At 33.2% G+C, this 24,041-nt stretch carries 23 protein-coding genes; 7 read left to right on the top strand and 16 right to left on the bottom strand.

The window, feature by feature from the left end; all coding sequences use genetic code 11:
- Positions 1-107: 107 nt before the first annotated feature.
- Entirely contained in the window at positions 108-3,428 is a 3,321-nt protein-coding gene (locus ACNRYB_RS22690; protein WP_473728848.1) for an Ig-like domain-containing protein, read from the top strand.
- 63 nt (positions 3,429-3,491) lie between these two features.
- Here the strand turns inward: ACNRYB_RS22690 and ACNRYB_RS22695 are convergent, their stop codons facing one another.
- The gene (locus ACNRYB_RS22695) at positions 3,492-4,769 is read right to left on the bottom strand and encodes an MFS transporter (RefSeq protein WP_473728849.1); all 1,278 of its coding nucleotides are present in this window, start codon (positions 4,767-4,769) and stop codon (positions 3,492-3,494) included.
- A 267-nt stretch (positions 4,770-5,036) separates the two neighbouring features.
- On the opposite strand from ACNRYB_RS22695, the gene bshC reads away from it, so the two are divergent.
- From bshC to ACNRYB_RS22710, 3 genes are all read left to right on the top strand, one after another.
- Positions 5,037-6,626 (top strand): bacillithiol biosynthesis cysteine-adding enzyme BshC, encoded by a 1,590-nt coding sequence (gene bshC / locus ACNRYB_RS22700; RefSeq protein ID WP_129745120.1) that lies wholly within the window; start codon positions 5,037-5,039, stop codon positions 6,624-6,626.
- 124 nt (positions 6,627-6,750) lie between these two features.
- Positions 6,751-8,022, top strand: coding sequence for an acyltransferase family protein (locus tag ACNRYB_RS22705; RefSeq protein WP_473728850.1), 1,272 nt, complete (start codon positions 6,751-6,753; stop codon positions 8,020-8,022).
- A gap of 173 nt (positions 8,023-8,195) precedes the next feature.
- The gene (locus ACNRYB_RS22710) at positions 8,196-8,615 is read left to right on the top strand and encodes a nucleoside-diphosphate kinase (protein WP_071634812.1); all 420 of its coding nucleotides are present in this window, start codon (positions 8,196-8,198) and stop codon (positions 8,613-8,615) included.
- Positions 8,616-8,682: 67 nt separating this feature from the next.
- Here ACNRYB_RS22710 and ACNRYB_RS22715 read toward each other — a convergent pair whose 3' ends face one another.
- The 3 genes from ACNRYB_RS22715 to ACNRYB_RS22725 all read right to left on the bottom strand — a co-directional run bounded on the left by ACNRYB_RS22715 (position 8,683) and on the right by ACNRYB_RS22725 (position 10,250).
- The gene (locus tag ACNRYB_RS22715) at positions 8,683-9,402 is read right to left on the bottom strand and encodes a hypothetical protein (RefSeq protein ID WP_129745116.1); all 720 of its coding nucleotides are present in this window, start codon (positions 9,400-9,402) and stop codon (positions 8,683-8,685) included.
- 130 nt (positions 9,403-9,532) lie between these two features.
- On the bottom strand, positions 9,533-9,829 hold the full coding sequence (locus ACNRYB_RS22720) for a DciA family protein (RefSeq protein WP_129745114.1): 297 nt from the start codon (positions 9,827-9,829) through the stop codon (positions 9,533-9,535).
- Positions 9,810-10,250 carry a lipocalin-like domain-containing protein gene (locus ACNRYB_RS22725; protein ID WP_473728851.1) on the bottom strand — a complete coding sequence of 147 codons (441 nt, stop codon included), beginning with the start codon at positions 10,248-10,250 and terminating at the stop codon, positions 9,810-9,812. The genes ACNRYB_RS22720 and ACNRYB_RS22725 overlap by 20 nt, the downstream gene beginning before the upstream one ends.
- Positions 10,251-10,516: 266 nt before the next feature.
- Here ACNRYB_RS22725 and ACNRYB_RS22730 point away from each other — a divergent pair, with 266 nt between their 5' ends.
- Positions 10,517-11,587, top strand: coding sequence for a serine hydrolase domain-containing protein (locus ACNRYB_RS22730; protein WP_473728852.1), 1,071 nt, complete (start codon positions 10,517-10,519; stop codon positions 11,585-11,587).
- A gap of 241 nt (positions 11,588-11,828) precedes the next feature.
- Here ACNRYB_RS22730 and ftsY read toward each other — a convergent pair whose 3' ends face one another.
- The 11 genes from ftsY to ACNRYB_RS22785 form a co-directional block, all read right to left on the bottom strand.
- Positions 11,829-12,782, bottom strand: a complete 954-nt coding sequence (ftsY, locus tag ACNRYB_RS22735) for a signal recognition particle-docking protein FtsY (protein WP_473728853.1) — start codon at positions 12,780-12,782, stop codon at positions 11,829-11,831.
- A 188-nt stretch (positions 12,783-12,970) separates the two neighbouring features.
- A complete protein-coding gene (locus ACNRYB_RS22740; protein ID WP_008468081.1) occupies positions 12,971-13,123 on the bottom strand; it encodes a DUF4295 domain-containing protein in 153 nt (50 codons plus the stop codon).
- A 73-nt stretch (positions 13,124-13,196) separates the two neighbouring features.
- Positions 13,197-13,379 (bottom strand): 50S ribosomal protein L33, encoded by a 183-nt coding sequence (gene rpmG, locus ACNRYB_RS22745; protein WP_008253902.1) that lies wholly within the window; start codon positions 13,377-13,379, stop codon positions 13,197-13,199.
- 27 nt (positions 13,380-13,406) lie between these two features.
- A complete protein-coding gene (gene rpmB / locus ACNRYB_RS22750) occupies positions 13,407-13,643 on the bottom strand; it encodes a 50S ribosomal protein L28 (protein ID WP_008468080.1) in 237 nt (78 codons plus the stop codon).
- Positions 13,644-13,714: 71 nt separating this feature from the next.
- The gene (locus ACNRYB_RS22755) at positions 13,715-14,968 is read right to left on the bottom strand and encodes a competence/damage-inducible protein A (protein WP_473728854.1); all 1,254 of its coding nucleotides are present in this window, start codon (positions 14,966-14,968) and stop codon (positions 13,715-13,717) included.
- Positions 14,969-15,150: 182 nt separating this feature from the next.
- Positions 15,151-15,495, bottom strand: a complete 345-nt coding sequence (locus ACNRYB_RS22760; protein WP_008468078.1) for an Hpt domain-containing protein — start codon at positions 15,493-15,495, stop codon at positions 15,151-15,153.
- Positions 15,495-16,106 carry a fumarylacetoacetate hydrolase family protein gene (locus ACNRYB_RS22765; protein WP_473728855.1) on the bottom strand — a complete coding sequence of 204 codons (612 nt, stop codon included), beginning with the start codon at positions 16,104-16,106 and terminating at the stop codon, positions 15,495-15,497. The genes ACNRYB_RS22760 and ACNRYB_RS22765 overlap by 1 nt, the downstream gene beginning before the upstream one ends.
- A gap of 88 nt (positions 16,107-16,194) precedes the next feature.
- Positions 16,195-16,965, bottom strand: coding sequence for a 3'-5' exonuclease (locus ACNRYB_RS22770; protein WP_248727902.1), 771 nt, complete (start codon positions 16,963-16,965; stop codon positions 16,195-16,197).
- Between the two features lie 219 nt (positions 16,966-17,184).
- A complete protein-coding gene (locus ACNRYB_RS22775; protein WP_473728856.1) occupies positions 17,185-18,543 on the bottom strand; it encodes a dihydrolipoamide acetyltransferase family protein in 1,359 nt (452 codons plus the stop codon).
- An 84-nt stretch (positions 18,544-18,627) separates the two neighbouring features.
- On the bottom strand, positions 18,628-19,791 hold the full coding sequence (locus tag ACNRYB_RS22780) for a glycosyltransferase family 2 protein (protein ID WP_473728857.1): 1,164 nt from the start codon (positions 19,789-19,791) through the stop codon (positions 18,628-18,630).
- Between the two features lie 31 nt (positions 19,792-19,822).
- Positions 19,823-20,971: a hypothetical protein gene (locus ACNRYB_RS22785; protein WP_473728858.1), complete on the bottom strand. Its 1,149-nt coding sequence runs from the start codon at positions 20,969-20,971 to the stop codon at positions 19,823-19,825.
- A gap of 157 nt (positions 20,972-21,128) precedes the next feature.
- Here ACNRYB_RS22785 and ACNRYB_RS22790 point away from each other — a divergent pair, with 157 nt between their 5' ends.
- Positions 21,129-21,707: a hypothetical protein gene (locus ACNRYB_RS22790; protein WP_473728859.1), complete on the top strand. Its 579-nt coding sequence runs from the start codon at positions 21,129-21,131 to the stop codon at positions 21,705-21,707.
- Between the two features lie 292 nt (positions 21,708-21,999).
- Here ACNRYB_RS22790 and ACNRYB_RS22795 read toward each other — a convergent pair whose 3' ends face one another.
- The gene (locus ACNRYB_RS22795; RefSeq protein WP_473728860.1) at positions 22,000-23,190 is read right to left on the bottom strand and encodes a DUF5009 domain-containing protein; all 1,191 of its coding nucleotides are present in this window, start codon (positions 23,188-23,190) and stop codon (positions 22,000-22,002) included.
- Between the two features lie 111 nt (positions 23,191-23,301).
- On the opposite strand from ACNRYB_RS22795, the gene ACNRYB_RS22800 reads away from it, so the two are divergent.
- Complete coding sequence (locus tag ACNRYB_RS22800) at positions 23,302-24,039, top strand: tyrosine-protein phosphatase (RefSeq protein ID WP_473728861.1); 738 nt, start codon at positions 23,302-23,304, stop codon at positions 24,037-24,039.
- The last annotated feature ends 2 nt before the right edge of the window (positions 24,040-24,041 follow it).

Genomic DNA, 24,041 nt, shown 5'->3' on the forward strand with positions numbered 1-24,041 from the left:
TTATTTTTTTGCAAAAATACGGGTTATTTTGGGACTTTTCAGCGTTTCATTTTTTGATTTGAAATTGTAAACATTTAATTACATTTGTCACTGACCAAATTACACTGATGAAACATCCATTACCAATCCTTTGTCTATTTCTTTTTCTATTTATCAACAATATTTCCAGAGCTCAAGATTTTCAATGGGCTTTAAAAATAGATGAAGACCATAGTTCATCAAATACAAGATCTATAGTTACTGATAGTCAAGGAAACATATATTCCACAGGACAATTTGGTGGCAGAATAGATTTTGATCCAGGACCAAATGAGTTCTTTTTAACTTCAACGGCAAATGCATCAAATTGTTTTATTTTAAAGTTAAATAAAAAAGGAGAATTTTTATGGGCAAAACATATTGCCTCTGAATGGGTAGATGGAGGTAGATCAATAATTTTAGATAAAAATGAAAATGTGATCATAACTGGTCTTGCTACTGGTCGAGTGATTGACTTAAATCCTGATCCAGCTAAACAATATTTAATTACAAATTCAACAACAAGTACCACAGGCTCATACGTCATCAAACTTAACCCTAATGGAGATTTCATATTTGGTAATTTTTATCTTGGAGCATATGCTGATGAATCTACCGTTGATAATGAAGGTAATATAATTACAACTGGAGTTTATGGAGGAATCGATACAGATTTTGATGCTGGAACTGCAGTATATAAATTAGGCACTTCAACAAACGATATATTTGTTTTAAAGAACAATAATGATGGTGGTTTTCTTTGGGCAAAAAAATGGGGTGGATCTGGCTACGATTACCCTATTTCTTTGACATGCGATAATTTAAATAATATCATCTTAACTGGAAAATATGAATACAATTTTTTATTTGCAAACAGTAATTATTCTGGTGGACAAAACATGAATTTTATTTTTAAAATATCTTCCCAAGGAAATGAATTATGGTTTAGACAATTAGGAAAAACAACATCTGGATTAGGAAGCAACGCAGATAAAGCTGTAAAAATAGACAACTTTAACAATATTTATTGTACTAGTGATTATTCGAGTTATGATAGTCCAATGATACTAGATTTCAAAAACAAGTCTCTTTCATTTACATCTGATCGAGTAGACTGCCTGTTTTTCAAACTGAACGAAAATGGAGAATATATTTGGCATAATAAGATTTATGGTGACGAAAGACAAGAAACTTACTCTTTGAGTCTAGATAATAACAGCAACATTTACTTGTTAACCTTCATTAACGGATTTACTTATGTAAATAACGAATGCAATAAAATTTTTCCAAATAAAAATACAAATTACAGCAATGAGTATCTATTGCTAAAATTCAATCAGAATGGTAAATTTATAAATTTTAAAAACATTAAAAACGGGTTTTATGTGCAATCTGATTTTGAAGACAATTTGATTCTTTCAGGTTATTTCAAGGATAAACCCGATTTTGATCCTAGTCCCATAAGTTCATTTTTTATGCATACATTTAATGGAAGTTCCTATTATTTAAAACTTAATCCATGCACTTCAAATATTCCAGAAGCAGATAACGATCAATATTTCTGTCGGTCTTCAAATCCAACAGTAAACGATTTAAAACCATGTATCGAAATTATAGATTGGTATGATTCTAAAACTTCAAACACACCTTTAGATAGAAATTTACCACTCGAAAACGAAAAAGTTTATTACGCGTCCTATTTTGAAAGCTGCCCAGAAAATGAAAGATTGGCTGTCAAAGCTCATTTAAATGCTTCTTCTCTTCCAATAATTACAAACTCAACATTTTGCAAAAAAGACAATCCTAAACTTTCAGATATTTCTGTTCTTGGTTCGAATATAAAATGGTACGATAATCAAAATAATGGCAATATCTTACCCCCATCAACATTATTAGAAAGTAATATCACATATTATGTCACACAACAAGAAAATGGTAACTCTTGCGAAAGTCAAAGAGTCGCTCTGATCCCAACTCTTGATGGCGAAAAATTAGTTGTTAATTCACCTCAAACTTTCTGTGTTAATCAAAATGCAGTATTAAATAACATTCAAATTACTGGACAAAATATAAAATGGTACGACATACAAACTGCTGGAACAATTTTATCTAACACAACTCCACTTCAAAATGGAGTAACTTATTATGCGTCTCAAACTGTAAACGGATGTGAAAGCGAAAGAGTAGCTGTTTTAATTAATATTCAGAATACATTAGCTCCAACAGGAAATACAAATCAGCAATTTTGCACAGGGCAAAATCCAACGATTGCTAATATCGAAATTACAGGAACTTCCATAAAATGGTATGATGCATTGACAAATGGTAATTTATTGTCTGAAACAACAAATCTGCAAAACGGAAAAACATATTATGCCTCACAAACAGAAAACAATTGTGAAAGCCCAAGATTTGGAGTTACGGTTTCAATCGTAAATACTCCTTCTGTTCCATCGGGAAATCCAGAACAATCTTTTTGCAAACAAGAAAACAAAACGCTTAATGACATTCAAATTACGGGGCAAAACATAAAATGGTTTGATACCAGCTTTTCTGCTTCTGTTTTACCAAATACAACTCTTTTAGAAGATAATCGAACGTATTATGCTTCGCAAACAATTGGCTGTGATAGTGACAGAACACCAATTCTTGTTCATGTATATAACACGCCTTTACCAATAGGAAATAATAATCAACAATTTTGCATTGATGAACTTGCAACAATTGAAAATTTAAGAATAACAGGAAGTGCTCTTAAATGGTATGATGATACAGTAAATGGAAATGTTTTACAAGAAACCGATTTATTACATAATGGAACGTATTATGTTTCGCAAACTTTAAACAATTGCGAAAGCGAAAGATTACCAATTATCGTAAAAATACAAGACACCCCAATTCCAAGTGCAGATTCTCCACAACAATTCTGCATTCAGAAAAATGCAAAAATTAGCGATATTCAAATTAATGGTCAAAATATCAAATGGTATGAAGGTTCTACTTCTACAAATAGTTTATCAGAATCAACTTCACTTGAAAATGCAATTACCTATTACGCTTCTCAAACAATAAGTGATTGCGAAAGCGACAGAATTCCTGTAACAATAAACATTCTCGAGGCAACAGCTGGAGATTGTATTCACTTAGTCAATGAACTCCCGTATCCAAAATTCTTCACACCAAATGGCGATGGCTTTAATGACACTTGGACAATTGATCCTGATTATCTAGCTCCTAATTCGTCTATTAGAATATTCAACCGTTACGGCAAATTAATTAAAGAATTGGCACAAAATACCTCTTGGAACGGAACTTATCTTGGTAATCAAGAACCAGCATCAGATTATTGGTTTACAGCTATCAGGATAAATGGAACGGAATATAGAGGACATTTTTCTCTTAAACGGTAAAGAAAGTCCGCAAAGTAAATTTACCTCGCGGACTTTTTAATAATATTTTTGCTTAAAAAATTCTTAGAACTTATGCTCATCCCTGCTAATTACTAAAAACGAAACTAAAGATATTAAAGCGGCAGCAATTAAATAATAACCTACATAACTCACGTCATATGTCTTAGCTAGCCAAATTGCAATCATTGGCGCAAAAGCAGCGCCGAGAATTCCTGCCATATTAAAAGTTAAAGACGCTCCAGAATAACGAACATTGGTTGGAAACAATTCAGATAAAAAAGTTCCAAGAGGTCCGTAAGTAAATCCCATTAAAGACATTCCGATACAAGCAAAAGTAGCAATCAATGGAATATTACCTTCTTTCAGGAAAAACGAAAAGAAAAATCCAAAAACGGCAATAGCCGCAGTTGCAGCGATAAGCATTTTACGACGACCAATTTTATCTGCCACAACAGCAGAAACTGGAATAAAAAGCGCAAAAAACAATACCGAGAATAATTGAATCAATAATCCGTCTCTTTTTACAATTCCTAAGTCTGAGGTTGCCCAACTTAGAGTGAAAACCGTCATCAAATAGAAAACCAAAAATGTTGTAATGGCTGCAAAAGTTCCAAATATTAACTGGTTTTTATATGATTTCACCAACTCTAAAAATGGAACTTTTACTTCTTCTTCCTGTTTTTTAGCATTTTCAAACGAAGGCGTTTCTGTAATTTTTGTTCTAATATAAAAACCAACAATTACCAGAAGTGCGCTAGCAATAAAAGGAATTCTCCACCCATAATTCATAAAATCTTCATTACTCATCGAATCGGTAAGCAATAAAAATGTCCCTCCAGAAAGCAATAATCCGATTGGAGCCCCTAATTGCGGAAACATTCCGTACCAAGCACGTTTGTTTGGCGGCGCGTTCTCGATTGCCAACAAAACGGCTCCTCCCCATTCTCCTCCTAGACCAACTCCTTGTCCGAATCGGCAAAGCATCAATAGTAACGGAGCCGCAACACCAATACTTTCATAACTTGGCAGAAAACCAATTGTCACAGTAGAAATTCCCATTGTCAGTAAAGCTGCAACAAGAGTAAATTTTCGTCCAATTTTATCTCCATAATGTCCAAAAAATGCAGAGCCTAACGGACGCGATAAAAAGGCGATGGAGAAAGTTGCTAAAGATTCCAGAGTCGCCATTGTCGAATCTGAACTAGGGAAAAATAATTGAGGAAAAACTAATACGGCTGCATTAGCATAAATATAAAAATCAAAAAATTCGATTGTGGTGCCAATAAGGCTTCCAAAAAGAACATGTTTTAATGAGTTCTTCTTACTTGGGCTACTTTCCATGAAAAATGATATCTTTTTTATTTGCAAAAATAGAGTTTCATTATTAAAAACTCATGTTTATACAAATTACTTTTGCCACTACTTTATAATTTTAACAAATTATCTAAATTTTCAATTTTAAGCAACCTTATAAAATCAAATTTTAAAATCCTGATTACAACGCTTTTAAAAGCATCAGAAAAAAATCAAATCATAAGCAATTGTTAATAGCGTTTTTAACTACTTATTTTCATTAAATTTACAGCTGTCAAAAATAAATTTAAAATTATGCCTACCGACTGTATCAGCTTTCAATCTTCTGGATATTTCTCTAAACTAATGCAGGATTATTTAGATCAAAAGCCAGAATTAAAACCGCTGTACAATAATTTTCCAACCTTAGAAAATTTCGAAAAACAAATTGCTGAAAAATTAGCCAATTTTGACCATAATAATCGAAAAGTTTTGGTTGACACTTTGCAAAAGCAATATCAAAACATCGAAATTTCTGATTTAACCAGACAAAATATTTCGCTTTTAGCACTCGAAAATACTTTTACCATTACAACTGGCCATCAGCTAAATCTTTTTAGCGGGCCGTTATACTTTTTGTATAAAATTATTTCTACCATTAATTTAACAAAAGAATTAAAGTCGAAATACCCTTCATACAATTTCGTTCCAATTTATTGGATGGCAACGGAAGATCATGATTTTGAAGAAATTAATTATTTTAATTTTAAAGGAAAAAAAATCCGCTGGAATGCTGAAAGTACTGGTCCAGTTGGAAGACTTTCAACTGAAGGCTTAGAAGATTTATTTGAAGTTTATTCTAAAGAACTAGGTTCAAGTACGAATGCCAATACGTTGAAAAAACTTTTTGAAGATGCATATTTAAAGCACAAAAATCTGGCAGATGCAACACGTTATTTAGCCAATGCTCTTTTTGCAAATTACGGTTTGGTCATTATAGAAGCAGACGATGCCGATTTAAAACGTGCTTTTATTCCGTATGCAAAAGAAGAATTAGAAAACCAGACTTCGTTTAAAGCAGTTCAAAAATCAATTGAAGAACTTGCCGATTATACCGTTCAAGTAAATCCGCGTGAGATCAATTTATTTTACATTGAAGATAAACTGCGCGAAAGAATCATTTTTGAGAATGATAAATATTTTGTGAACAACACCAAAATCTCATTTTCTAAAGATGAAATTTTCAAATTGTTAGAAAGCAATCCTGAAAAATTCAGTCCAAACGTAATTATGCGTCCACTATATCAGGAGATTATTTTACCAAATCTCTGCTACATTGGCGGAGGCGGAGAAATTGCTTATTGGTTAGAATTAAAAGCATTCTTTGAAGCCGTAAATATCACTTTTCCTATATTACTGGTTCGAAATTCTGTTCTATTGGCAACCGAAAAACAAGCAAAAAAAGCAGATAATTTAGGTTTAAGCTGGAAAGATTTATTCAGTAAATCAGAGAATTTAGTTAATGAAATTACTCATAAACTTTCTCCTTTTCCAATTAATTTAACAGAACAAAAAGAAGCTCTTGAAAAACAGTTTGCTTATCTTTTTGAATTGGCCGAAAAGACAGACAAATCTTTCTCTGGAGCCGTAAAAGCACAAGAAGTGAAACAGAAGAAAGGTCTCGAAAATCTGGAAAAACGTTTGCTAAAAGCACAAAAAAGAAAATTGCATGATCAGTTACAGCGCGTAACGGATTTACAGTGCGAATTGTTTCCAAATCAAAGTTTACAAGAACGTCAGACCAATTTTTCTGAATTTTATCTAGAAAAAGGCGAGCAATTAATTCCGCTTTTAATTCAAAAATTAAAACCTTTAGAACATAATTTTGACATCATAATAATCTAAAATAATTATCTTTAGAAATTCAAAAGCGATAATTTAGGAACAAATAACCAGCTCATTTCCGATCTTATTGCTCTCTCAAACCAAATAGAATTATATTTTATAACCTATTTAACGAACTAACCTAATGGTAAGAGAACGCCTAATTTCGCTTGATGTCTTTCGCGGACTGACTATTCTATTGATGACTATTGTAAACAATCCCGGCGATTGGGGAAATGTTTATCCGCCGCTTTTGCACGCACAATGGAATGGCTGTACGCCGACAGATCTTGTATTTCCGTTTTTCATTTTTATAATGGGAGTTGCCGTACCGCTTGCAATGCCAGAAAAAAAATATGACGAAACAACATTCAACAAAATTCTGATTCGTTCTTTAAGAATGCTCTGCTTGGGGATTTTCTTTAATTTCTTTGGCAAAATCCAATTGTTTGGTCTTGATGGAATCCCACTTCTGATAGGCAGATTGATTATCACGTTTGCAGTTGGCTACGCTTTGATGGGAAATTTCAGCAACAAACTAAAAAACATTTTTGCCTTTAGCATATTAGCCATATATATCATTCTAGCTTACGGAGGTTTTGAAAATTATGCAGATGTAAGACTTCCTGGAGTTCTACAACGTATTGCCGTAGTTTATTTTGTGGTTTCATTACTTTATCTAAAAACATCTCGAGTAACACAATTAATTACAGGAGCTGTTTTACTTTTGGGATATTGGGCAGTTATGACCTTAATTCCAGTTCCCGGATTTGGAGAAGCAAATCTTGAAAGAGGAACTAATTTAGCCGCTTGGGTTGACAGTATATTACTAAAAGGCCATATGTATCATGAAACCAATACTTGGGATCCTGAAGGAATCTTAAGCACAGCACCTTCAATTGTAAACGGAATTATCGGGTTATTTATTGGGCAGATTCTGCTTCTTAGTTTAGCGAAAATCCAGAAAGCGCAAAGAATGGGAATGATTGGTACATCGCTCATCTTTTTCGGATTAATCTGGGATTTAGTTTTTCCAATAAACAAATCCATCTGGACAAGCAGTTATGTTTTATACACAACAGGATTGGCAACAGTATGTTTAACTGTATTGTATTACATAATTGACATTGCCGAATATAAAAAAGGATTCAAATTATTTGTCATTTGGGGAGTAAACCCGATGATAGTTTTCTTTGCTTCGCAGATTATTCCGCAAGCTTTGGTACTGATTCGTTTTCAGCATCCATCTCTTCTTGGTGAACAAATTAACCTTCTAGATTATCTATACCGTTTCGGAATTGCGCCATTTTTCAGCAATCCGATGACAGCTTCTCTAGCAGGTGCGCTAACTTATGTTGGAATTTGGACATTTATATTATGGATTTTCTACAGAAACAAGCTGATTTTTAAAGTATAAAAGCAATAAAAAACATTTTAAAGACGTGCAATTGTGCGTCTTTTTTTTGACCAAGACTCACCGCTTCCTTCTTTCTTAATCAAAACATCATTCTAGCATGTTTAAATTATGAATTTATTAAAATCAATTCATAAAAAAAGTATACTTTTGCACAAAATTTAATAAAATACAAAATGGCAACAAATAGAACTTTTACAATGATTAAACCAGATGCTGTTGCAAACGGACACATCGGGAATATCTTAGCAATGATTACTAATGGTGGTTTCAAAATCGTTTCATTAAAATTAACTCAATTAACTGTAGCTGATGCTAAAGCATTTTACGCAGTACACGCAGAAAGACCTTTCTACGGAGAATTAGTTGAATTTATGTCTCGCGGACCAATTGTTGCTGCTATTTTAGAAAAAGAAAATGCTGTAGAAGATTTCAGAACTTTAATTGGAGCTACAAACCCTGCTGAAGCTGCTGAAGGAACTATTCGTAAAGCATACGCTACTTCAATCGGAGAAAATGCAGTTCACGGATCTGACAGCGACGAAAACGCTGCTATCGAAAGTGCTTTCCACTTTGCAGGAAGAGAGCAGTTCTAAGACTTCTTAAATCATAAAAAAAAAACCGCTCCATAACTGAAGCGGTTTTTTTTATGATTTAAAATAATTAAAGACTTTCAGAAGTCTTCTTTACCATTTTCTCAACTCTGCCATCCAAATCTTTTAAAAGTTCGTCTAATGCACTTTCACACATTGGCAATACTTTATCAAAAGATAAAACAGGAATTCCTCCTACTATTGTTCCCGTTTTCTTTGAATTTGCCCCTTCGTTAAAAGCAAAAACTTTTTTCCCATTTTTATCATACAAAGCGATTCTTGCATAAGCTCTCATCTTAATAGTTCCAGTTCCTCCAACTGCAAACCCTTTTACTACAGCAAAATGAATTTCTGTAAACAAGACACCATCAGCATTATCTTTAAACATCGTAGCGGTTGCTACTTCATTTGCAGAACCATTTATTCCTTCATATATATATTTATATCCAGGGTAATTGATAATATATTTTCCCTTTTCTCCCTCTCTATCAAAATGAGGAATATAATCAATATACTCTTGTTTTTGAGTTATATCTGTTTCAGGAAGTAAATCAAATGGAAACTTTTTAGAATAATCATTAAAAAAAGCATTGTGATATTTTTCCAAAATTGGCTGCAGGTTAAAATTTGGATTATTTCCTAAATCTGTTACTGCAGCAACGGCACTTAAACCAAGCTCTGAAAGATCAATTGTTTTGTCAGTGTAAAAAGCAACAACAGCAACTTTTTTCTTTTGCGAATAACCAGTTAACGTACATAGTACGGTTAAAATTAGTAAAATTTTTTTCATTGATTTTTTATTATTTTGGGTTTATAAAAAGATGTTATTTTAAAGAAATAACTGCCCAAATGTATCGTAAAAAAAAACACTCCGCAATAGAAGTGTTAATTATTTTTAAAATTTATCTTACTAAAAAATATTACCGCAATATAACGTCTTTCACCACCTCACGTCCCAATTCTTCATTGATCATTTTCACAATTTTATATTTTCCGTGAGTTAACTCTTCACGTAAAACAGAAGAACCTAACTCAACATAAAGCGTACTGCCTTTAAGAACAACATTTCGGGTATAGGTATTCACACCATTTCCCATAAGCTGTCGCCAAGCCTCACGAACATCAATTTGATCCATTCCAGGCTGTAATTTATTAACCTGAATAATTTGCTGTAAAACAGCGCCAATAGTTGTTTCGTTATTTAGTCTTTTCGCCATCGTTCAAAAGATTTACTGGTCCAGCTTTTTTATAATGATATTCTATTTTTTGAGGGTTTTTCACCACTAATTTGTCATCCGAAAGCGAAATAATTTCCTCACTCCATTTCGTATATTTCGTGTTATAATCCAAGAAAACCTGATCTCCTGCAAAACGAACTGCAACATTTTCAAAAGTATCTGTTGTCAAAAAAGTGCCATCAAATTGCGGCATCACTTTCGTTCGAAGACCTTTATTATTCTTGATTTGAAAAAAATCAAAAGTTTCATTCATTTTATACTCCTTCTCTTCGCCTTTCTCAAAAACCACTTTTTCAATTTCCCAATAGCCATTTAGTTTAGCAATATCAGCAGGTTGTATTTCCTGTTTACAGCTCACAAACAAAAGCGAACAAAACAAAACTATGAAAGCATTTTTCATAAATAAAAATATTAAAATTTATTCTTTTTTCTTTAAATGAAGTCGAAGATTTAGGAGCTTATTCCTGCTGTCCGCTGTATCTTTTGTGCCGAACCCCGGCACAAAAGGATGCCGCTTCCATCAGGGCTAGGGCTCCCGTTTTCAAAAGAAATTTTTCTCGGACTACAAAGATAACCTTATAATCATCAAAAGAAATAAAAAATCAAAAAACACATTAAACTATTTTGCATATTTTTGGTCAAACCCCAAACCAAAAGCAAAAAAATATGAACAGAGTATTTTACACAATCCTGACATTCTTGTCGTTAACTGCATGCAGTAAAGATTCAGTCGAACCAGATCCCGTTCCAACTCCTGAAGAAAAAATGTATTTTCCTCCCTTAACAGGAACAACTTGGGAAACAAAATCTATTGCTGATCTAAAATGGAATCAAAATGCTGTACGACCACTTTTAGATTACCTAGAACTCAAACATTCTAAATCTTTCATCATACTTGTAAATGGCCGAATTGTTTTAGAAAACTATTTCAATAACCATACAGCCACATCAAATTGGTATTGGGCAAGTGCAGGAAAAACATTAACTTCAACAATGACAGGAATTGCTCAACAAGAAGGGCTTTTAAACATTAACAATAAAGTATCTGATTATATTGGAACTGGCTGGACAAGTGAAACTCTGCCAAAAGAAAACTTGATAACCTGCAAGCATCTTTTAACCATGACTTCTGGACTTGATGATACCTCAGACGAAGTTGATCCAGAAGATTTAATATATAAAGCCGATGCTGGAACCAGATGGGCATATCATAATGTATATGTAAAACTTCAGGACGTTGTAGCAAAAGCAAGTGGACAAACTTGGGAGGATTATTTCAATACCAAATTAAGAGACAAAATCGGCATGAACGGTACTTGGGTTCAACTTGGCGTAAATAGCGTTTATACAAGCACAACAAGAAGCATGGCACGTTTTGGATTATTAATGCTGAATAAAGGAAAATGGGAAAACAATGTAATTCTCAATGAAGCTTTCTTTAATGAAGCAACCACAACTTCGCAAAACATCAATTTAGGTTATGGGTATTTATGGTGGCTAAACGGAAAATCAAGTTATCATCTGCCACAATCCCAACTAACTTTTCAAGGAAGCGTAATTCCAACTGGACCAAGCGATATGTTTATGGCTTTAGGTAAAAACGACCAAAAGATTTATGTAATTCCAAGCAAGAAAATGGTTGTAATCAGAATGGGAGATGTCGCCGATAATGTAAATCTCGCGCTTTCTGATTTTGACAAAACGTTGTGGCAGAAAATTAATGCACTATATCAATAAAAAAATAGCTTTTAAATAAAAGTCATTAGAACACTTTTATTTAAAAGCTATATATTTTTAGATAAAAAACTTATCGGTTAGTTTTTATTCTTTTAAGCACTCCCAAAAAGAATAAAACAATTCCTAAAACCAGTAGAATATAGTATACTGAAAGATTTTTATCCTTTAAAACGTTTGCCAGAACAAAAGATATTACACTAGCAAAATAGAACGTTAAAGCTGATATATTTTTCATTATAAATTATTTAAAGAAACTATCAACGAATTCGTATTTATTAAAGACTTGCAAATCTTCAATTCCTTCGCCAACACCAATATATTTAACCGGAATTTGAAATTGATCAGAAATACCAATAACAACTCCTCCTTTTGCAGTTCCATCCAATTTAGTTACAGCAAGCGAAGTAACTTCTGTTGCTGCTGTAAATTGTTTTGCTTGTTCAAAAGCATTTTGACCAGTAGAACCATCTAAAACCAAAAGCACATCGTGAGGAGCATCGGCTACAACTTTCTGCATTACACGTTTTACTTTTGTAAGCTCATTCATCAAGTTGATTTTATTATGAAGACGGCCAGCGGTATCAATAATTACAACATCTGCGTTTTGAGCAACTGCCGACTGCAAAGTATCAAAAGCTACAGAAGCGGGATCGCTCCCCATTTGCTGTCTTACAATAGGCACATTTACACGATCAGCCCAAACCTGCAACTGATCGATAGCAGCTGCACGGAAAGTATCTGCCGCACCTAAAACCACTTTATGGCCCGCTTTTTTAAATTGATAAGCCAATTTACCAATCGTAGTTGTTTTTCCGACTCCATTTACTCCAACAACCATTAAAACATATGGCTTTTTATCTTTCGGAACTTCAAATTCTGTTGCTTCACCTGTATTAATTTCAGATAACAAAGCGCCAATTTCATCACGAAGAATTTGATTTAATTCGTCTGTTCCTAGATATTTATCTTCAGCAACACGTTTTTCAATTCTTTCAATGATTTTCAGTGTCGTATTAACTCCAACATCTGAACCTACAAGAACTTCTTCAAGATCATCCAAAACATCATCATCAACTTTAGATTTTCCTGCAACCGCCTTGCTTAACTTCGAGAAAAAAGTAGTTTTCGTTTTTTCAAGACCTTTGTCTAAAGTCTCTTTTTTTTCGGTAGAGAATAATTTTTTAAAAAAACTCATTTTTTGTAGATTATTTAGATTTACTAGATTTCTTGATTTCTAGACAAGAAATCCAAATCTTTAAAGAAAGCGCAATTGTTTCTCAAAAAAAGCCCAATTGTTACGATTCTTTAAATTTTTAGACAAATATAGGTAATAAAAAAGCTACTTCCGAATGAAAGTAGCTTTTCTATATAATGTAATTGTAATTATTTCTTTTTCAAGAATTCATCAACTTCTTCAGGAGCCATAATAGATTCTACGAATGTATATGCACCAGTTTTAGGAGATTTTACCATTTTGATGGCTTTTGATAATCTCTTAGAAGATGTTTGTAACGATGCTACGGTTTTCTTTGCCATGATTCAAATGTTTTGGAATTCAATAAATCTTCAAATGAAAAACCATTTGAGATTTTATCAAAATCTCTAATTATTACTTAATTTCTTTGTGAACAGTTACTCTTTTTAAGATTGGATTAAATTTTTTAATCTCTAATCTATCTGGAGTATTTTTTTTGTTCTTAGTTGTAATATATCTAGAAGTTCCTGGAACACCAGAAGTTTTGTGCTCAGTACATTCTAAAATTACTTGGATTCTATTACCTTTCTTTGCCATCTTGCTATATATTTATTTAGGAAAAGATTATTTGATAAATCCTTCTGACTGCGCTTTTTTCAAAACTGCAGTGATTCCATTTTTATTAATTGTTTTTATCGTAGATGCTGCTACTCTAAGAGTAATCCATCTATCTTCTTCTGGAAGATAAAAACGCTTTTTAACTAAGTTTACAGAAAACTTTCTCTTAGTTTTGTTCATAGCGTGAGAAACGTTATTTCCTACCATCGCTCTTTTACCTGTAAGGTCACAAACTCTTGACATTATACTTATCTTTTATCGTTATTCAAAATCAGGGTGCAAAGAAAAGAAAAATAAACCATTGTAGCAAAAAATTATTGCACAAATTTTAAAATTTCTTTCTGCAGTATTTCCAAACTCTTAACAGATGCCCTATCTATCACTTTTTCACGAGGTTGTCCGAAGCTAAATTCCTCTACAATTACTCCGTCTGGCGTCGCCAAAGCGATAAAAACAGTGCCAATTTCAGCATCAGAATCACCTTTTGAAGGCCCTGCATTGCCCGTCGTTGCCAGTGCATAGTCGGTTTTCAGCAATGCTTTAACATTCAAAGCCATAACTGACGCAACCTCAGCGCTAACTACAGAAAATTGATCTATCAAATCTTGAGCAACTCCCAAAACATTTACTTTTGCCTCTGTCGCATAAGACACCACGCTTCCTTTAAAATAGCTTGATGAACCTGGAACAGATGACAGTAGAGAAGCAATCCTTCCTCCTGTACAACTTTCTGCTGTTGAGATTGTTTTATTTTGTTTAGAAAGCAATTTGCCAATTACAGTTTCAATTGTTTCATTTTCGTCGTAACCCACAATTATATCGTGAATTATGGCGTCCAATGATTGCACATTACTTTCTATAGCCTCTTCTAATTCTTCCTTATTCGTTCCGCGGGCTGTTAGACGGAGACGAACTCGTCCTGGATTTGGCAGATAAGCCAATTTTATAAATTCAGGAAGATTGTTTTCCCATTGTTCAATACGTTCTGCAACTAAACTTTCTCCCTGACCATAAGTTAAAATGGTTTTATGAATAATATAAGGACGTTTATATTCGCGAACGATTTTTGGAATTATCTCCTCTTCAACCAAATATTTCATTTCGTAAGGAACTCCTGGAAGCGAGATAAAAACCGTATTTTCTTTTTTCATCCACATCCCTGGTGCTGTACCCACTTTATTATGCAACACTGTACAAGTTGACGGAACCAGAGCCTGATCTTTGTTCATTTGAGAAATTGGCCTTTTGTAAAAACCTTCTATCAGTTCTGTAACATGAGCTAAAACTTTTTGATCTACAACCAACTCGTCATTAAAATACTCACAGAATGTTTTCTTTGTAACATCATCTTTTGTTGGCCCCAATCCGCCTGTCACGATAACAACATCTACCTTGTTTTGCAATTGCGCAAAAGTGTCTAAAATATGTTTTTTATCATCGCTTATCGATAGCATTTCTGCCACCTCAACTCCAATTCTATCGAGTGATTTAGCAATAAAAGCCGAATTTGTATCTACGATTTGGCCAATTAAGATTTCATCTCCAATAGTAATAATTGCTGCTTTCATATCAGTGAAATATTTTTGATTCTTACATTAAGCAAGACTATAATTTATAAGTAGAAAATTTAAATTTTGTCTTGGAGGAAGGTATTAACAGCTTTTACAGACTATAAGCCGCTTACAAAATTTAAAAAATGATTTTGACTTATTCCTTAATTTAAAGAAATCAGGAATAAGCCAATTTTATATTAAAGATCAAAATCTTTCTTAATTTCTTTAATCGCTTCTTTTACCTGTACTTTAATACTTTTAAAAGTTTCGATAATATCTTTTTTCTTGCCTTCGGCTTTTGTCCATGCTTCTACCTGCAAGATTTCTTCAAAAGCCACATTTAACCCCATTAAATCTAATGTTGGCTTTATTTTGTGCGCATACGAATAGGCATATTTATGATCCTTCTTTTTAATTCCTTCTTTAATTTGTTTTAAATCTTCCGGAACTTCTGTAACAAATAAAGTTAAAATTTGATTTACAAATTCAGGATCGTTATCTGAAAGCGCATATACTTTCGAAAGGTTGTACTTTAAAGCCATTATTTTACTTGTATTCTGAATAATTTTTTATCTTCTAAAAAGCCTTCTAAAACATCATTTGGTTTTACAGCTGCAACACCTGCCGGCGTTCCTGTAAAAATAATATCTCCAATTTTTAAAGTAAAAAACTGAGACACATGAGAGATTAATTCATCAATCTTCCAAAGCATCATGCTTGAATTTCCTTTTTGAACTGTTTCACCATTTGTTTTCAATTCAAAATTAAGATTTTCCATAGAAACAAAATCAGTTTTTGGCAAAAAATCTCCAATAACCGCTGAACCGTCAAACGCCTTAGCTTTTTCCCACGGAAGTCCTTTTCCTTTCAATTTACTTTGCAAATCTCTCGCAGTAAAATCAATTCCTACACTTATATCATCATAATATTTATGAGCAAATTTCGGCTCAATATATTTTCCGACTTTATTAATCTTTACGATTATTTCAATTTCATGATGAACATCTTCTGAAAATTCAGGAATAACAAACGGATGCTGCTTCAGCAAAACCGCAGAATCTGGTTTCATAAAAACCACCGGCTCACTTGGACGCTCATTTTTTAATTCCTCTATATGATTGGCATAATTCCTGCCGACACAGATAATCTTCATTCTTTTTTAAGTTGCTAAGATAATAAGATGCTAAGCTACTAAGAAACTAAAAAAACTTAGAATCTCTGTACCTTAGCATCTTAGAAACTTACTTTGTATTTAATTTTCTCAATTTAATTGCTGTCAAAACTTTTTTGGTGTACAACGGAAAATCAGCATTTTGAATCCAGCTGAAATATCCAGGTTCTGTTTCTAGAACTTTTTCCACTTTTGCACCTTTATGTTTTCCAAAAGTAAAAATTTCTTCGTCATCTTGATCAAAAGCAATCATTCCTGCAAAATCGGCGATTTTTTTACGAGTTGTAAATTCAGATAATGATTTCATATCATTTTCTAATTCTGGATAACGATCTAATTGTGCTTTTAAAATTTCGTAAGTCGCCATTGTATCAGCTTCAGCTGAATGGGCATTGTCTAAACTTTTTCCACAATAAAACTTCAAAGCTGCACTTAAAGTACGCTCTTCCATTTTATGAAAAATTGTTTGAACATCGACAGAGACTTTGTTTTTCATATCAAAATCAACTCCCGCACGAAGCAATTCTTCAGCAAGAAGCGGAATATCGAAACGATCTGAATTAAATCCGCCCAAGTCACTGTCTTTAATCATATTGTGAATATGCGGAGCAAGTTCTGCAAAAGTTGGTTCGTTAGCCACTTTTTCATCAGTGATGCCATGAACTGCAGTTGTTTGTGGAGGAATTGGAATTGTTGGATTAACCAACCAAGTCTTACTTTCTTTATTTCCGTTAGGAAAAACTTTGAATATTGAAATTTCTACGATTCTATCTTTACCGATATCAATTCCCGTTGTTTCGAGATCAAAAAAGCAAATTGGCTTGTTAAGTTTTAATTCCATTTCTAATTTTTATAAGTTTACAAATGTAATTTTTAAAGCCGAATATCCTCCTTTATTCTGATTTTTTTTGTCGAAAAATGCTTTCAAATCCTAATTTTAACTTTTCAAAAATAAGTCCTACACTGGATTACACATTTCTACTTAATTCTTTTCTTACAAAACAAAAAAATCCGACAAGTTTAAAACTTATCGGATTTGAATTTATTTTATAATCGATTTTTAGAAATCTCTATCTACATCAAAAGCTTCTAAATATTCTGCTACTCTTTTCACAAAACTTCCTCCTAAAGCTCCATCAACTACTCTATGGTCGTAAGAGTGCGACAAGAACATTTTCTGACGGATTCCGATGAAATCTCCTTCTGGAGTTTCAATAACCGCGGGAACTTTACGAATTGCACCAAGCGCCAGAATACCTACTTGTGGCTGGTTGATAATTGGTGTTCCAAAAACACTTCCAAAAGTACCAACATTCGTTACAGTATAAGTTCCACCTTGAGTATCGTCTGGTTTTAGTTTTCCAGCTTTTGCACGGTTTCCTAAATCGTTCACCGCTTTTGCCATTCCAACCAAATTCAATTGATCTGCATTTTTAATTACAGGAACAATTAAATTTCCGTTTGGCAATGCTGCCGCCATTCCTAAATTGATATTTTTCTTTTTAATGATATAATCTCCGTCAACAGAAATATTCATTCCAGGGAAATCTTTTAAAGCTTTTGCAACAGCTTCCATCATAATTGGAGTAAAAGTCAATTTCTCACCTTCTCTTTTTTCGAAAGCAGCTTTTACTTTATCTCTCCATTTCACAATATTCGTTACGTCAACTTCAATAAAAGATTGTACGTGAGCCGAAGTCTGAACCGAAGCCACCATATAACATGAAATCAACTTACGCATTCTGTCCATTTCAACAATTTCGTCAGCACCGTTTACAGAAACTGGAACCGCTTGTTGGCTTTTTTGAACAATTGGTTCAACTGCTTTTGGAGCTTCAGTTTTTGGAGTTTCAACAATTACTTTTGGAGTTGCTTCAACTGTTTGAGGAGCTTGAACAGAACCCGATTTACGAGCTTCTACATATTTCAGAATATCTTCTTTTGTTACTCGTCCGTCTTTTCCAGAACCAGCAATATTTTCAAGTTCACTTAAAGAAAGACCTTCTTCTTTTGCAATATTTTTTACTAAAGGAGAAAAGAATTTATCTGATCCTGAGAAATCATGAGAAGTTACCGTTTCTTTAACCGATTCGATTGTTTTTTCGATTTCGGCAGCTTCTGCAGGAGCAGCAGTTTCTTGAACTGCGTTTACAGCTTCTGGAGTTGCTGTTTCTCCGCCTTCAGTTTCAATAATGGCAATAGTTTGCCCCACTTGCACTAAATCATCTTTACCAAACAATTGCTCAACTAAAATTCCTGATACTTCACTAGGCACTTCGCTGTCAACTTTATCTGTTGCAATTTCGAGTACAGCTTCATCAGCCTCAATTTTGTCTCCAACTTCTTTCAACCAGTTTGTAATGGTTGCTTCAGCGACACTTTCTCCCATTTTAGGAAGCTTTAATTCAAATCTTGCCATATTGTTAATCTAAAAGATGTTTTTGATTTTCAGATTGCGAAATTAATGAAATTTTCAAACATAAATTACACTTAATATAATTTTTTACTCAATTTTCACGATTTGCCCTCTGTCATTCCTTGAATTACTTCCAATAATAAAACCTGTATTTTTGGGAAAAATTTTAAAAGTAACCTGCTTATCTTTAAGAGTTTCTATGATTTCGATACATTTTTTGAATGAAATATACTGATTATCCAAAATGATCTCTGCCTTTTTACCCTTTAAAATTAGGCACGAATTTACCATTTTTTCTCCTTTGAAATCTAAAAAAACAACTTTATTTTCCAAAATCGAAGCTAGTTTTTTAGCGAAATTCTCATTTTCGGAGCATAAAAAATAACTTTCTGGCAATGGGTTTTCTTTTGGTTTTCCTTGAAACATTTTAGCGATTGAAAACAAAAAAGCGCCAACTTGAATAAAAACACTAAAGAGCCAAGATTTCTTAAAATGCTTCTGATAAAAGAAATTCATGGCTTCTTGAAAGCGCTTCATATATTTTTCGTCTTTTATGGTACTTTCTCCTTTAAAATGCAAAACAGTGGTTTCGTGAAAATAATAATTTGCTTTTTGCATTTGCAAAGCACGATACGATAAGTCAATATCATCGGCATACATAAAACAATCTTCATCAAAACCATTCAAGTCTCCATACAATTTTCTTTCTAAAAACATAAAAGCACCAACAAGAATATCTACTTTTCCTGTTTCATTTTCATTTAGATCTTGAGCGTAATATTGATTAAAAAGTTTGGTTTTAGGAAAGATTTTATACAATCCGAATATTTTTGTGAAGGCAACCCAAGGCGTCGGAATTCCGCGTTTGCTCTCTGGCAGAAATTCTCCAGTTCCATCAATTAAATTACAGCCAATAATTCCGAGATTATTTTGCCTTTCGGCGAAAGCCAGAATCTTTGTAAAAGTATCTTCTGCAACAACAGTATCAGGATTTAGAATGCAAACATATTTCCCTTTCGCTTGATGAACTCCAATATTATTGCCTTTTGGAAAACCAAAATTCTCTTTGTTTTCAATCAATTTTACGTCTGGAAACTTTTCTTTCATCATGAAAACACTTTCATCTGATGAATTATTATCTACCACGATAATTTCTGCATCGATTGACGCAATTGCTTCCTGAACACTTAAAAGGCATAATTCGAGAAAGTAACGCACATTGTAGTTTAAAATAACAACCGATAACTGCATGAATAATTGAGTCTGTAGATTTTGGCCGAAGTTAGAAATTTTCTGATAACCCTAAGCGCAACGACCAGTCGTTTTTACTGATTCCGTAATCCAAAGCCAAATTACTGCCGTTGCGTTTGTTCCATTTAATACGAATTCCGGTTCCAACCGCAGGATTCCATTTTTTAAATTCATACGTATCAAGTTTGGAAACTGACGAAACATTGGTAAAAAAAACAGCGCCAAAAAATCCGTTTCGGCTTATATCGGTTCTGTATTCGGTTTCAAAATAAATTAAAGCATTGCTTCGATATCTATTTTTGGTGAATCCGCGACCCGTTTTTCCTTCTCGATCCCAACCAATACTTGGCAAATCCAGATAATGTGGTTTCCCTCCAAAAGTGGACCAAAAAAATGCTCTAGAAGCCCAAACACGATGTTTGGTTTTACTAAAAGAATGGTATTTTCGGGCATCAAAATAGATAGACTGCCACTTGTCTCCTTCTACTCCGCTGGTATTGATTCGCAAATCGGCTTCGACATATAAACCCTGTTCTGGATTAATAATATTTTCTCTTGAGTCATACAAACCTTGAATTGCAAATCCGAAAGAAGTCTCATCAGAATAATCCCCATTCATATATTTATAATAATCGGTTTCTCCGTCTATATAAGATTCTTCAGAAATATTTTTATAATTATCGAAAAGAAAACCAACTCCCAGACGGTAATTTCCTACAATCTGCCTTGTTATAAATTGATAAAAACGCCACTGTTTGTAATCGAGAGTTGACATTTCTTTATCAGAATTGTCCGCGCCCAATCCGTAAGTATCCTGAGGATAAATCATATACCGATAATCTCCAATTAGATTCCATTTATTATCACTTGTATAAATATAAGATTGGATTGGAAATACAAATTGATTGCTGAAACTGAAATAAGGCGAAAAGGTAATTTGGGACATTTTGGTTTTTTCGGCATCTCCCAAATAAAAAGTCGTAAGAAAAGAAACCACCAAACCATTGCTAGAATTAACACCAACTGGAACAGGCAACAAAGAAAAAGTTAGCTTTCGTTTTCTATCTGGACGAATTGTATCCTGTTTATCAAAAATTTTATGAATAACATCTAAGATATCTCGAGTTCCCACGGCTGTACTATCATTTTGAGCCTGACAAAACGATCCTATTAAAAACAAAACTAAGATGTATTTAATTCTTAAACTATTCACGCACAATATCTTAAAAACCGTCTCTTACAAATTTAAAATTTTATTAAGAATAAAATCAAAATTTTATCTGAATTAAAAAGATTTTTGAATGAAGCAAAAAAGTTATATTTGAAATGATAAACTTATGATTTTGAAAAACTTGCAAACGCTACGAATTTTTATATTTTTACCATTACTGTTGCTTTTTGGTTTTTCTGCAAAGCATCAAAAGAATGGAGTAAATCTTGTAAAATCGAATAAATGGTTTATTGCTGGGCCTGCAATAGAAAGCGAAGAGGAAATAAACAAAATTAGACTAGAAAAAGGAATTGTTGCTGTTACGGCAAAAGACAATCCGAAGGGAGAAATAGAATTGAATGTCATGATTACGCCTTCTGAAACCAATGATGGTGTTCCGACCAATCTTTCAAATGATTCTAAATTGGTGGAAATTACTTATCAATCAACCCAAATTATAAAACTACAGGCAAGAGAGGGAAATGACGAGGGAACGGGTTGTGTGCATGGAGGTTCACATCCAAGAGTAAGTATTCCCGCTTCTCCAAAACATTTTTCTACCGTAAAAATTCCTTGGTCAGATTTTAGACAAGATGAACTTCCTGACGGAAAACTTTTGAATATCCATAATATATGCAAATTCAATTTTGTCAATTATAACCCCGTTTCTGGTTCGGTTCTAAAGATTAAATCGGTTATATATTAGTTTTTTTTATTTCAGGTTTCAGGTTTTGTTGGAACGCGTAATTTTTAACGCAAAGTACGCTAAGATTTTTTTTTACTGCATGTTATACTTTGAGAATATTTAAGTTCGCAAAGCTTTGTGTTGACATAGCTTTGCGAACTTTGTGTTTATAAACATTTTGCTTAAAAAATCTTTGCGCACTTTGCGTAAACCTTTGCGAGCTTTGCGTTAGAAAAAAATCTTTGTGCACTTTGCGCAATTCTTTGCGCACTTGCGGTAAAGTTCATCACCTTGAAACCTGAAACTTGAAACCTTAAAGATGCAACTGAATTTTGTATCTGTTTAAAATTTTCATTACAAAAAGCATAATTATTGAAAACACTAAAGACCACAAAATCCCTGGAACTCCCACTCTAAAATATCCCGGTATAATATGAAGGTTGAAAGCTTTACAGAAATAATAAATAACGCCTGGCAAAATATAAATCAATAATGGGTTTGCCGCTGCAGGCATAAAGAATTCGCTCCATTTGGTTTGTTTTTTAACTTCCATCAGCCAATACAGAAAATAGAACAAAGCGGTGCAAATCGCTGCAGAGAACATTGTCCAAGATGGCGTTCCTTTTATTTTTGAAATTCCGAAATAAGGACGAAGCAGAATTGCTGTTACAGTAAACAGAACAACAAAGCCAATTACCGGCCAGTTGATTTTGGAATTTATTTTTCGATCAAAAAACAATAAAGAAATGATTATTCCTGCCGAAGTCAAAGAAACATGCGTAAGATGTCCCGCTATAAAACTCAACCAAGAAGTAGTTCGAACAAAAGAGTTTTCGGTTAAATTAAGAGAGTTCATAACCACAGCAAAAACCAAAAGAGCAATCATAGCCCATAAATTACCTGAAACCAGCCAATAATAAATAACTGTAAAAAGATACGCCCAACCTATCAAACCGAGAATTCCCCACCATTTTGGCGTCATTCCGCGATCTCCCGTATCTTGAACATATATAAAATAAAGTGCTATGAGAACTAAAATTCCTCCGTATTGCAATACGTTTTTTAACCAAAGAGGAAAATCTTTTGGATATTTATTCCAAATCGGGATTGGCATACTATAAGCCAAAAGTCCCCAAAATGCTGGTGCAATAATCATTTTAGTGGCATCATATCCATATTCGGCATTGACCATAAAAACACCAATTACAATAAGTGCAATTGCTCTTTTTAAAGTATGTGTCCAGATTGTTTTTGGACTGTCTCCTTTTATAAGTCGGGCATTAAAAGCAAACGGAATCGACATTCCGACGATGAATAAAAAAGCAGGGAAAACTAAATCAACAAAAGTCATTGCATCTGCATCAGCGGGCATGTGTTTCATCCATTGAGGCACATTTTGAATACTCGCAAGTTCGTTTACAAAAATCATTACAAAAATGGTAATTCCACGCAAAGCATCAATGGAAACAATACGCTGATTAAACAAATTCTCTTTTATTTTCATAATTTTTTACTTTTTTACTAAAAATCAAATATAACATAATTCTAAAATGTCTTGTTACAAATTCTAGATTAATTTTGCGCGTTATAAAACTGATTTATACATTTTTGTTACATGTTATCATTCCTCAAATCAAAACCCGCATTAAAAGAACTGTTTGATGGCAGTTTTGTAGATATTCATTCTCATATCTTGCCAGGAATTGATGACGGAGCAAAAAACATGACAAAATCAATTGAATTGGTTTTAGCTTTACAAAAACTTGGAGTTTCTCAAATGGTAACAACACCTCATATCAACCATTATGTTTGGGATAATTCTCCTGAAATTATCCAATCTACACTTCAAGAAACTCAAAAGATATTAGAAGAAAATAAAATTAAAATGCCTGTTCAAGCGGCAGCTGAATATTTTATTGACAGCTGGTTCGAAAATCATTTTAAAGAAGAAAAATTACTGACCTTAAAAGACAACTATGTTTTGGTAGAGATATCCTATTTAAATGCTCCGTTAAATATCTACAAAACTATTTTTGAAATACAACTCGCTGGCTATATTCCGGTTTTGGCACATCCTGAGCGATATGTTTTTTACCACAACAGGTTTTCGGAATATGAAAAATTAAAAAATGCGGGCTGTCTTTTCCAACTGAATCTGCTTTCTACAGTAGAATATTATGGATCGCAGATTGCTAAAACTGCCGACGATCTTTTAGCAAAAGGAATGTATAATTTTTGCGGAACCGATGTTCATCATAAAAAGCATATTGCAGCTTTTGACGATAAAATAAAAATTAAAAATATTGATCCTTTAAAAGAAGTTATCAAGAATAATCAGTTTTTTAAGTTCTAAAA

It is taken from the genome of Flavobacterium sp. CR10 (assembly GCF_055814415.1).

Bases quoted from the DNA above. Each gene is read 5' to 3' on its own strand.
- ACNRYB_RS22775 (WP_473728856.1), bottom strand. From the start codon at position 18,543: ATGGCAAGATTTGAATTAAAGCTTCCTAAAATGGGAGAAAGTGTCGCT.
- ACNRYB_RS22690 (WP_473728848.1), top strand. From the start codon at position 108: ATGAAACATCCATTACCAATCCTTTGTCTATTTCTTTTTCTATTTATC.
- ACNRYB_RS22740 (WP_008468081.1), bottom strand. From the start codon at position 13,123: ATGGCAAAGAAAACCGTAGCATCGTTACAAACATCTTCTAAGAGATTA.
- ACNRYB_RS22790 (WP_473728859.1), top strand. From the start codon at position 21,129: ATGATTTTGAAAAACTTGCAAACGCTACGAATTTTTATATTTTTACCA.
- ACNRYB_RS22800 (WP_473728861.1), top strand. From the start codon at position 23,302: ATGTTATCATTCCTCAAATCAAAACCCGCATTAAAAGAACTGTTTGAT.
- ACNRYB_RS22705 (WP_473728850.1), top strand. From the start codon at position 6,751: ATGGTAAGAGAACGCCTAATTTCGCTTGATGTCTTTCGCGGACTGACT.
- ACNRYB_RS22720 (WP_129745114.1), bottom strand. From the start codon at position 9,829: ATGGCGAAAAGACTAAATAACGAAACAACTATTGGCGCTGTTTTACAG.
- ACNRYB_RS22730 (WP_473728852.1), top strand. From the start codon at position 10,517: ATGAACAGAGTATTTTACACAATCCTGACATTCTTGTCGTTAACTGCA.
- ACNRYB_RS22795 (WP_473728860.1), bottom strand. From the start codon at position 23,190: ATGAAAATAAAAGAGAATTTGTTTAATCAGCGTATTGTTTCCATTGAT.
- ACNRYB_RS22780 (WP_473728857.1), bottom strand. From the start codon at position 19,791: ATGCAGTTATCGGTTGTTATTTTAAACTACAATGTGCGTTACTTTCTC.
- rpmB (WP_008468080.1), bottom strand. From the start codon at position 13,643: ATGTCAAGAGTTTGTGACCTTACAGGTAAAAGAGCGATGGTAGGAAAT.
- ACNRYB_RS22755 (WP_473728854.1), bottom strand. From the start codon at position 14,968: ATGAAAGCAGCAATTATTACTATTGGAGATGAAATCTTAATTGGCCAA.
- ACNRYB_RS22770 (WP_248727902.1), bottom strand. From the start codon at position 16,965: ATGGAATTAAAACTTAACAAGCCAATTTGCTTTTTTGATCTCGAAACA.
- ftsY (WP_473728853.1), bottom strand. From the start codon at position 12,782: ATGAGTTTTTTTAAAAAATTATTCTCTACCGAAAAAAAAGAGACTTTA.
- ACNRYB_RS22760 (WP_008468078.1), bottom strand. From the start codon at position 15,495: ATGGCTTTAAAGTACAACCTTTCGAAAGTATATGCGCTTTCAGATAAC.
- ACNRYB_RS22710 (WP_071634812.1), top strand. From the start codon at position 8,196: ATGGCAACAAATAGAACTTTTACAATGATTAAACCAGATGCTGTTGCA.
- ACNRYB_RS22725 (WP_473728851.1), bottom strand. From the start codon at position 10,250: ATGAAAAATGCTTTCATAGTTTTGTTTTGTTCGCTTTTGTTTGTGAGC.
- bshC (WP_129745120.1), top strand. From the start codon at position 5,037: ATGCCTACCGACTGTATCAGCTTTCAATCTTCTGGATATTTCTCTAAA.
- rpmG (WP_008253902.1), bottom strand. From the start codon at position 13,379: ATGGCAAAGAAAGGTAATAGAATCCAAGTAATTTTAGAATGTACTGAG.
- ACNRYB_RS22765 (WP_473728855.1), bottom strand. From the start codon at position 16,106: ATGAAGATTATCTGTGTCGGCAGGAATTATGCCAATCATATAGAGGAA.
- ACNRYB_RS22715 (WP_129745116.1), bottom strand. From the start codon at position 9,402: ATGAAAAAAATTTTACTAATTTTAACCGTACTATGTACGTTAACTGGT.
- ACNRYB_RS22695 (WP_473728849.1), bottom strand. From the start codon at position 4,769: ATGGAAAGTAGCCCAAGTAAGAAGAACTCATTAAAACATGTTCTTTTT.